This is a genomic window from Actinoplanes sp. NPDC051633, assembly GCF_040681735.1.
Classification (GTDB): Bacteria; Actinomycetota; Actinomycetes; order Mycobacteriales; family Micromonosporaceae; genus Actinoplanes.
On record NZ_JBFAZH010000199.1, the window covers coordinates 1 to 9008 of the forward strand.

8 protein-coding genes and 1 pseudogene are annotated in these 9008 nt (G+C 72.7%); 2 read left to right on the forward strand and 7 right to left on the reverse strand.

Annotation, left to right across the window (positions count from 1 at the left end):
- Window positions 1–34 precede the first annotated feature (34 nt).
- Both AB0M20_RS14145 and AB0M20_RS14150 read right to left on the reverse strand, forming a co-directional pair.
- Complete coding sequence (locus tag AB0M20_RS14145) at window positions 35–373, reverse strand: RNA polymerase-binding protein RbpA (RefSeq protein ID WP_364298003.1); 339 nt, start codon at window positions 371–373, stop codon at window positions 35–37.
- A 317-nt stretch (window positions 374–690) separates the two neighbouring features.
- Window positions 691–1284, reverse strand: a complete 594-nt coding sequence (locus tag AB0M20_RS14150; protein WP_364298005.1) for a TetR/AcrR family transcriptional regulator — start codon at window positions 1282–1284, stop codon at window positions 691–693.
- 56 nt (window positions 1285–1340) lie between these two features.
- Here AB0M20_RS14150 and AB0M20_RS14155 point away from each other — a divergent pair, with 56 nt between their 5' ends.
- Window positions 1341–2240 carry an oxidoreductase gene (locus AB0M20_RS14155; protein WP_364298007.1) on the forward strand — a complete coding sequence of 300 codons (900 nt, stop codon included), beginning with the start codon at window positions 1341–1343 and terminating at the stop codon, window positions 2238–2240.
- 21 nt (window positions 2241–2261) lie between these two features.
- Window positions 2262–3029, forward strand: a pseudogene (locus AB0M20_RS14160) (SAM-dependent methyltransferase).
- On the opposite strand, the gene AB0M20_RS14165 reads toward AB0M20_RS14160, so the two are convergent.
- From AB0M20_RS14165 to AB0M20_RS14185, 5 genes are all read right to left on the reverse strand, one after another.
- Window positions 2979–4235 (reverse strand): serine/threonine protein kinase, encoded by a 1257-nt coding sequence (locus AB0M20_RS14165; protein ID WP_364298009.1) that lies wholly within the window; start codon window positions 4233–4235, stop codon window positions 2979–2981. The pseudogene AB0M20_RS14160 and the gene AB0M20_RS14165 overlap by 51 nt on opposite strands.
- A 64-nt stretch (window positions 4236–4299) precedes the next feature.
- A complete protein-coding gene (locus tag AB0M20_RS14170) occupies window positions 4300–7074 on the reverse strand; it encodes a response regulator (RefSeq protein ID WP_364298011.1) in 2775 nt (924 codons plus the stop codon).
- A 31-nt stretch (window positions 7075–7105) separates the two neighbouring features.
- Window positions 7106–7708 carry a helix-turn-helix domain-containing protein gene (locus tag AB0M20_RS14175; RefSeq protein ID WP_364298013.1) on the reverse strand — a complete coding sequence of 201 codons (603 nt, stop codon included), beginning with the start codon at window positions 7706–7708 and terminating at the stop codon, window positions 7106–7108.
- 67 nt (window positions 7709–7775) lie between these two features.
- Window positions 7776–8312: a histidine phosphatase family protein gene (locus AB0M20_RS14180; RefSeq protein WP_364298015.1), complete on the reverse strand. Its 537-nt coding sequence runs from the start codon at window positions 8310–8312 to the stop codon at window positions 7776–7778.
- Window positions 8309–9008, reverse strand: a 700-nt coding sequence (locus AB0M20_RS14185; RefSeq protein WP_364298017.1) for a CbtA family protein, incomplete at its 5' end; no start/stop codon positions are given. The genes AB0M20_RS14185 and AB0M20_RS14180, both read right to left, overlap by 4 nt.

A 9008-nucleotide genomic window follows, 5' to 3' on the forward strand; every position in this document is an offset into this window, starting at 1 on the left:
GTCTGTCGGTGCGGGCTGAGCCGCCTCAGCGGGCTCAGCGGCCCCGGCGGGTCCGTACCTCTTCGAGACGCTCGTTCAGGATGTCCTCGAGCTCCGAGATGGACCGGCGCTCGAGCAGCATGTCCCAGTGCGTACGCGGGGGCTTTGCCTTCTTCTGCTCCGGCTCGTTGCCGTCGACCAGGCGCGCGACGCTGCCGTCGAACTTGCACTCCCAGGTCATCGGCACCTCGGCGTCGACGGCGAACGGCACCTCGAACTGGTGGCCCTTCACGCACAGGTACTCGCGTGTCTGCCGGGGGGCCAGCTCGGTGTTGCGGTCGGACTCGTAGCTGACTGCGCCAAGACGGCTGCCGCGCAGCATGCGTTCGCCCATGATCGGCTTTCCCCTCGCTCGTGGTGCTGCTTCCGTTGGTGTAACGAAAGGGACGGTCGCGAGATTCCAGCGACCCGTCCATGCTGAGTCATCGTGTGTCGGCGGTGTTAACGCTTACGAGCGTAGCGGCCCGCGACGCTGACCTGTCATTCCGCGACCGTCCCGAAGCAGCCCTTGATCCGTTTTTGGGCCTGTATGCACGGTCTCCACATCTTGCGATTTAAGTCACGCACCTCAGATGGCACCGTTTTTCGCGGCCGATTCACCTGAACAGCGGCAAGATCACGATCTGGGAGCGATCGCACGCGGGCGCGCCGTCATCCCCTCCGGGAGCCCCGGATGAACTGGTCGACCGCCGTCTCCACCACCCCGTCGAGCAGCTCGGACGCCACCAGGCTGCCGTTGATCAGCGTCGCGATGCCCTGCAGGGTGGCGTACAGCACGATCCCGGCCCGCTGCGGATCGCCCGGCTCGAGCACCCCCTGTGCCTGGCCCTCCTCGATCAGCTCGTTCATCAGCCCGAACGGCGCGGCGGCCGCCGCGACGAGCCGGTCGGCGCCCTCGCGGTGCTTGGCCGTGAACATCAGCTCGAGCAGGGCCGCGTCCTCGGTGGCGAATCGCAGGTAGGCCGCCGCGACCGCGTGCAGCCGCGGCCCGAACTCCGCCCCGGCCCCGGCGAGCGCCGCACGCAGCTGGGCGTCCAGCCGCGCGAACCCCGCCTCGGCGAGCGCGTCCAGCAACGCCTGACGGTCGGGGAAGTGCCGCCGCGGCGCGGCGTGGCTGACGCCGGCCTCGCGGGCCAGCTCCCGTAGTGAGAGCTGGTCGGCGCCGTATCGGCGCAGGCTGCGCTCGGCGGCGTCGAGCAGCGTCGCGCGCAGGTTTCCGTGGTGGTACGTGGGCACGGCGGTCATCGTAGCGGACGATGTTGCCGTTGACAGCATTGTTGTCACCGCATACATTGTTTCTCATGACAACATTCACTGCGGACTCCATCCCCGACATGGCCGGCCGCACGGTCGTCGTCACCGGTGCGAACAGTGGCATCGGGCGCGCCGCCGCCCGGGCGCTCGCCGCCAAGGGCGCACGCGTGGTCCTCGCGGTCCGCGACCCGGCCAAGGGCCACGCCGCCGCCCGGGCGATGACCGGCGACGTCGAGGTGCGCCGGCTCGACCTCGCCGACCTGCGATCGGTCCGGGCCTTCGCCGAGACGTACGCCGAGCCGATCGACGTGCTGATCAACAACGCGGGCCTGATGGTCCCGCCGCTGGGCCGCACCGCCGACGGTTTCGAGCTGCAGTTCGGCACCAACCACCTGGGCCACTTCGCGCTCACCAATCTGCTGCTCCCGCAGATCCGGGGACGGGTGGTCACCGTCTCGAGCAGCGGGCACCGCGCGGGCCGGATCGACTTCGACGACCTCAACTGGGAGCGCCGGCCGTACCGCGCGTTCCGGGCCTATGCCCAGTCGAAGCTGGCGAACCTGCTCTTCACCGCCGAGCTGCAGCGCCGGCTCACCGAGGCCGGCTCGCCCGTGCTCGCGACCGCCGCGCACCCCGGCATGTCGGCCACCAACCTCCTCGGCCACCTGGAGCGCGACCGGTCGCTGCTGCACCGCCTCCAGACGGCCCTCAGCCGCTTCGCCCAGAGCGACGCGGACGGCGCGCTACCCACGCTGTACGCCGCGGTGGCCGACGTCCCCGGCGGGAATTACGTGGGCCCGGACGGGTTCCTGGAGGGCCGCGGCTCGCCCAAGCTGGTCGGCCGTTCGAAGGCCGCCCGCGACGGTGCGTCGGCCCGCCGGTTGTGGACGGTTTCCGAGCAGCTGACCGGTGTTACCTTCCCCGCCGTGGCTTCGAATTCCGTTTGACCGCACCGGCACGATGCTGGTGTGCGTACCTTCGAGGATCTCGTCGACGAGGCCGCCGCGACCGACGTGTCCGGCTGGGGCTTCGAGTGGCTGGACGGGCGCGCGACCGAGGAGCGGCCGCCGTGGGGCTACGCCCGCCAGCTCGCCGCCCGCCTCGGCCGTCTGGCCGATCTGGCCCGGTCCGCCCGCGTCGCCCCGGCCCTGGACATCGACACCGGCGGCGGCGAGGTGCCGCACCTGCCGCCCGGCATGGTCGTCACCGAGGGATGGCGCCCGAACGCCGAACGCGCCCACCGCCTGCTCTCGCCCCGGGGCGTGACCGTGGTCGAGGTCGAGCAGGGCCGGCCCCTGCCGTTCCGGGACGGCGGCTTCGAGCTGGTGAGCAGCCGGCATCCGGTCGATCCGGACTGGTCCGAGATCACCCGCGTCCTGGCCGCCGGCGGCACGTATTTCGCCCAGCACGTCGGGCCGGCGTCCGCGTTCGAGCTGATCGAGTAGTTCCTGGGCCCGCTGACCCGGGAGCGGCTCGGCCGTGATCCCGAGCGCGAGGCCGCGGCGGCGCGGGCGGCCGGTCTGCACATCGTGGACCTGCGGACGGCGCGCTGCCGGATGGAGTTCTTCGACATCGGCGCCGTCGTCTACGTGCTGCGCAAGTGCGTCTGGTGGGTGCCCGGCTTCACTGTCGACCGGTACGCCGGCGCCCTCCGGCGGCTCGACGCGCACATCCGGGAGCACGGCTCATTCGTGGCCCACTCCACGCGCACCCTGGTCGAGGCCCGCCGCGGCTGATCGGCGCGGCGGCGGCGCCGAGCGCGCCGCGCCCAGCGTGGACAGCGCCGAGGCCAGGTCGCTGATCTGCGCGGACAGCTGCGACGCGCGGTCGCCGGCCGCATCCGCCTCGCTGCGGGCCGCGGCCAGCCGTCGTTCCAGGTCGGCGATGTCGCGGGCGGCCGCCTGCCGCTCCCGCTCCGAGGTCGCTTCGAGATCGCCGAGGGTACGCCGGACCGCGGCCAGCTCGCCCGACGCCGTCGCCAGCTCCCCCCGGAGCGCCGACAGCTCTCCGCGCGCGGCCGACAGCTCCCCGCGATCCTTGTCCAGCTCGGCGCGGGTCTTCTGCAGCTCGGCTTCGGTCCGCGCGGCCAGCTCCCCGGCGTTGTCCGCGTCCTTGCGGGCGGTGGCGGCGTCCCGCTGAGCGATCCCCGCCTCGTGGCGGGCGTCGTCCAGGTCCCGGCGCAACGCCGCGGCCTCGGCTCGTACCCCCTCGAAGTCGGCCTTGACCGCGTCGCGGTCCGCCTCCGCACGAGCCTGCAGCGCCTCGGCCGTGCTCGTATCGCGGCGGGCCTCATCCCGCTCGGCCAGGGCGGCCCGCGCCTGCTCGACCGCGGCGCGCGTCTCCGTCTCGGCCTTCTCGACCGCTAGCCGCGACTGCGCGACGGCCTCCTCGGCCGCCGACCGGGCCTGCGCCGCCGCGGCCTCGGCCGACTCGGCGCGGTGCTGGGCCTCGTCGCGTTCGGCGGTGGCGGCCGCGGCGCGCTGGTTGGCGGCGGCGGTGGCGAGCTGGGCCTGGTCGGCGTCGCGGCGTGCCTCGTCGCGGTCGGCGTGTGCGGCGGCGACCTGGCGGGAGGTCTCGGCGCGGACGTCGGCGAGCTGCCGTTCGACACCGGCCGGGGACATCTCCTCGTGCAGCGCCTCGGTCAGCGTGTGCACGAGCTGGTCGAGCCGGTCGACGGTCTCCCAGGTGCGGGCGACCTGCCCGGCGAGACCGGGGGCGGCGCGGTGGCGCATGCGGACGTTGCGGGAGGCGCGCTGGCACTCGCCGTCGTTGTCGCGGCAGTAGCGGAACGGCCGCCCCGCCGAGACCCGCTGCGGAACCGGGCGGCCGCAGTGCGCGCAGGGGCGCGTCTCCTGCACCGTGGCGACGTTCTCGTCCATCGCCCAGAACCTAGCGCCGGACCGCGGGCCGATCCCGGCGACGCGCCCGATGGGCGGCTTCATCCTAGGACGCTCTACAGGAAGAGCTCCGAATCAAGAAGGAATCAACGGCACCACCAAAGACGATCTAGGAAACGACTTCCTGGAGTTGCTCGGCGGCGCGGTCCAGCTCGAGGCGCAACGTACGCAGGTCGTCGCCCACGCCGGTGGGCAGTCTGCCCTCGCGGGCGCAGTCCTCGATCCGCCCGCACACCTCCTGGACCGCGACCGCACCGATGTTGCCGGCCGCGCCCTTGAGGCTGTGCGCCACGTCCTCCACGACCCGCAGGTCCCCGCCGCGGTACGCCTCGTCCAGATCGGACACGTGCCGGGGCGCCCGGTTGAGGAAGGAGCCGACGAGGCGCCGGACCAGGGCGACCTCCGGTTCGCTGCCGTCGCCGGCCAGCTCGGCGAGGCGGCGGCCGATCGGGTCGGCCGGCACGCGCACCGGGGACGGGCGCTGCGGGGAAGGGGTCTGCGGGGAAGGGGTCTGCGGGAAAGGCGTGCCGGCGGCCACCCACCGGGTGAGGGTCTCGTCGAGCTCGGCGGGGTTGACCGGCTTGGTCAGGTAGTCGTCCATGCCGGCGGCGAGGCAGCGTTCCCGGTCGGCGACCAGGGCGCTGGCGGTCATGGCGATGATCGGGATGTGCCGGGTGGAGGTGCGGCGGATCTCGGCGGTGGCGGTGAAGCCGTCCATGCGGGGCATGCGGCAGTCCATCAGGATCGCGTCGTACTCGCGCCGGGCGTACATCTCGCAGGCCTCGACGCCGTCGTTGGCGACGTCGGTCTCGTAACCGAGACCGGTCAGGATGCCGGTGGCGACCATCTGGTTGATGTCGTTGTCCTCTACCAGCAGGATGCGGCCGCGGGCGGCAGCGGGCACGGCGGGCACGGCGGGCCGCGTGCTCGGGGCGACGGGTACGGGCACGACGGCGGCCATGCTCTGCGCGAGGAGGTCGTAGAGGGCGGACCGGTGCACGGGCTTGGGCAGGTAGGTGGGTGTGCCGATGCCTATACCGGTGCCGTGGTCGCCGGCCGGTGGGTTCTCGTTGAGCACGATGACGTGCACGGCGGGGATGTCTTCGTCGTCGGTGACGAGGCGGGCCAGGCCGGTGGTGTCGACGTCGCCGGGGTCGGCGTCGAGCAGCAGCAGGTCGTAGTGGCGGCCGTGGGTGGCGGCGTCGCGCAGGGTGTGCGGCGCGTCCGCGGCGGTGTCGATGGTGGTGACGGTCATGCCCCAGCGCCGCAGGTCGTCTTCCAGGGCGGCGTGGTCGGGGCCGCTGCCGGCGAGCAGGATGCGCAGGCCGGGTCCGGTGGTGAGGGCGCAGGTGGGGTCGCCGGTGGCGGTCTCGAAGGGGATCTCGCACCAGAAGGTGCTGCCCTGGCCGGGTTCGCTGTCGACGCCGATGGTGCCGCCCATGGCTTCGGTGAGCTGGCGGCTGATGGCCAGGCCGAGGCCGGTGCCGCCGTACGTGCGGGTGGTGGAGGCGTCGGCCTGGGTGAAGGGTTCGAAGAGGCGTCCGGCGTCGTCCGCGGTGATGCCGATGCCGGTGTCGGTGACCTCGAAGCGGACGATGACGGCGTCGGCGCCGGGGCGGGTGGGGATGAGGTCGGCGCGCAGGGTGACGCTGCCCCTGCCGGTGAACTTGACGGCGTTGCCGGCCAGGTTGATGAGGATCTGGCGGACCCGGCCGCCGTCGCCGCGGACGGTGCCGGGCAGGCCGGGGCCGCGGCGGGTGACCAGGGTGAGGCCCTTCTCGTCGGCGGCCGGTGCGATCAGCGCGGCGGTTTCGGCGAGGGTTTCGGCGAGGTCGAAGTCGTGGGCGTCGAGGACGATCTTCCCGGCTTCGATCTTGGAGAAGTCGAGGATGTCGTTGATGACGCCGAGCAGGGCGTTGCCGGCGGTGTGGATGCCGGTGGCGTAGCGGCGCTGCGCGGGGTCGAGGTCGGTGCTCATGAGCAGGCCGGCGAGGCCGAGGACGCCGTTCATGGGGGTACGGATCTCGTGGCTCATGGTGGCCAGGAACTCGCTCTTGACGCGGCTCTGGGCGAGGGCCTCGTCGCGGGCCTGTTCGACGTTGCGGGTGGCCTGGCGCAGGTCGGTGACGTCGAGGGAGACACCGCAGACGGCGAAGAGTTCCCCGTTGGCGTCGTGCAGGGGGAATTTGTTGCTCTCGTAGATGCGGCCGCGGCTGTCGGCCTCTTCGACGTGGATGGCTTCGTGGTGCGCGCGAATGTCGGCGGCTCGCCACGTGTCGGCGAGGGCGGGCTCGATGAGGTCGTCGGTGTTGCCGAGGATCTGGCCGGGTTGCAGGCCGAAGGCTTGTTCGAAGGTGGTGTTGGCGAGCAGGTACCGGCCGTCGAGGTCCTTGACGTAGATCAGCGACTGGCTGTTGGCGATGATGGCGCTGAGCATGCCGGCCTGGGCGTCGCGTTCGGCTTCGGCTTCGGCGCGGCCCTCGGCGACGCGTTCGCGCAGTTCGATGTCGTGGCGGCGTCGTTCCTCGGCCGGGTCGACGAAGAGAGCGCCGGTGCCGCCGAGCAGGACGGCGTAGCTGCGGCGCAGCGTCCAGTAGTAGATGCCGACCAGTGCGGTGGCGACGTCCCAGACGGCAGTGGGCCACAGGCTCCAGCCGGCGACGTCGTGGATCTGGTGGTTCGGGGTGAGGGCGGATTGCCAGTACATGGCGGCGTGCAGGGCGTGGCCGACGGCGCAGCTGAAGAAGATGAGGGCGGTGGCGACGGCGAGGCGGTTGGTGCACAGTTGTCCCGCGCGTACCAGCGGCACCAGGATCGCCATGCAGATGGCCGCGTACGCCACGGCGATGACGACGTTGCCGGCGAGTGCCCATTGCTGCGCCACGTAGGGCTGTTCGGCTGCTTTCCGGTTGCGCTTAGGGCAGGTTCGGGCCGGGTGCGGCGGGATGGACCGCGGCGATGACGCGGTGGGACCGTCCGCCGGGCGTGTCGTAGCGGGCGCTCAGGTCGTCGACGGCCTTGGTGAGCTCGTCGGCGAAGGCGGCTCGTTCGGCGGCGGAGGAGAAGCGGATCTCGGTGTCGAGGGCGTAGGTGGCGACGCGCTGGTTGGCCTTGGCGGCGCCGGTGAGCAGGGCGCCGACGTCGCGGACCAGGCGGGCGGCGAGGGCCAGCAGCCAGCGGGGGGAGTGGCGGTCGGGGTTGCGGGCGGGGTCGGGGGCGACGGCGGCCGCGGCGGCGGGGGAGATGACGTACGAGGCGGCGGTGGCCTGGAGCATGCGTTCGGTGACGTTGCCTTTGCGGCGTTCCTCGACGAGGCGGAGCAGGCCGTGGGCTTCGAGGGTGCGGAGGTGGTAGTTCACCTTCTGCCGGGGGAGCCCGATCTTGGCGGCGAGCATGGTCGCCGAGCCGGGGGTGACCAGTTCGGCGAGGAGCCGGCTGCGGATGGGGTCGAGGGACACTTCGGCGGCGGCGGGGTCCTCGATGACGGCGACGTCGTCCATGGTGATCCACTCAAGCACTTCTTCGTCGTGCGGAAAAGAAAGGTTGTCCACGTCTTCGCTCGTCGCGGGCGCGGCGGGGCGGCGCTCAGCTGAGCGACAGGTGCCAGCGGCCGGACCGGTGGGTGAGGTGCACGGTGGCCAGCGGTGCGACCTCGATGGTCCAGATGCCGTCGGCGGGCAGTCTCAGGGCGTGGGCGACGGCGGCGCGGACGACGGTGGGGTGGGCGACGGCGACCAGCGTCTGGCCGGCCTGTTGGTCGAGCCAGGCGCCGGCGCGGTCGCGGACGTGGGTGAGGGATTCGCCGCCGGGTGGCGTGTACCCCGGGTCGCTGAGCCATTCGTGCAGGTCGCCGGGGTCGATGTCGGCGAGGGATCGGCCGTCCCACTCGCCGTAGGGCGGGTCGGCCAGGGCGTCGGCAGTGGCGGCGAGGCCGCCGAGGGCCGCGGCGGTCTGGCGTGCGGCGCGGGAGGGTGCGGCGACCCATGCGGGTACGCGGGCGAACCGTGGTGCCAGGGCGGCGGCCGCGTTACGCCCGCCCTCGTCGAGGTTCTGGTCGCCGCCGAACAACGCTTGCCGCAGGGCGGGTGTCGGTGCGGCGGCGACCAGTCGTAATCCGTTCACGCTGCAGGTTCCAGAGCCTTCCGTCGTGCCGTCGCCGATCGGGTCAGCAGCGCGCCGAAGCCGAGCCCGAGGGCCGTCCACAGCACCACCTGGGTGCCGAGGGAGGTGATCCGGAAGTTCCACAGCAGGCTGGCGGGGAACGTGTCGGGAACCTCGTCAACGGTGGGCAGCAGCGTATAGCCGATCGCCACGACGATGAGGAACGCCCCCACGCCGGTGAGCGGGCGGGCCCAGTCGGTGCGCACCGCCCGGAACGCCACCGTCGCCGCCCAGACGGCGACCAGGCCGATCACCAGGATCGACAGGTAGCTGATGGTGCGCTGGTTGATGGTGGACGGGTCGCCGACGGCCGGTGGGCTGGGCGGGTATTTCACCCAGGGCACCAGGACGATGCCGACCAGGGCGGCCCCGGCGAGGGTGAGCGCGGCCCGGGAGTCGTCGGCGGTGCGCAGCCGGCGGCGCAGCAGCGCGTAGGCGACGGCGAGCAGGCCGCCCATCGCGACGCCGTACAGGCCGGTGGCCAGGAACAGGCCACCCTTCTGCTCGGTGCGCGAGACCGGCTCCTCCTCGGGCGAGGCGCCCGGTGCCGGCGCCGGCGCGTTCGCCTCCTCGATGGCGATGGCGGCGTCCACCGCGGGTTCGCCGAAGGTGTAGGCGAAGACGCCGGCCAGCAGACCGGCGATCAGGCCCGCGAGC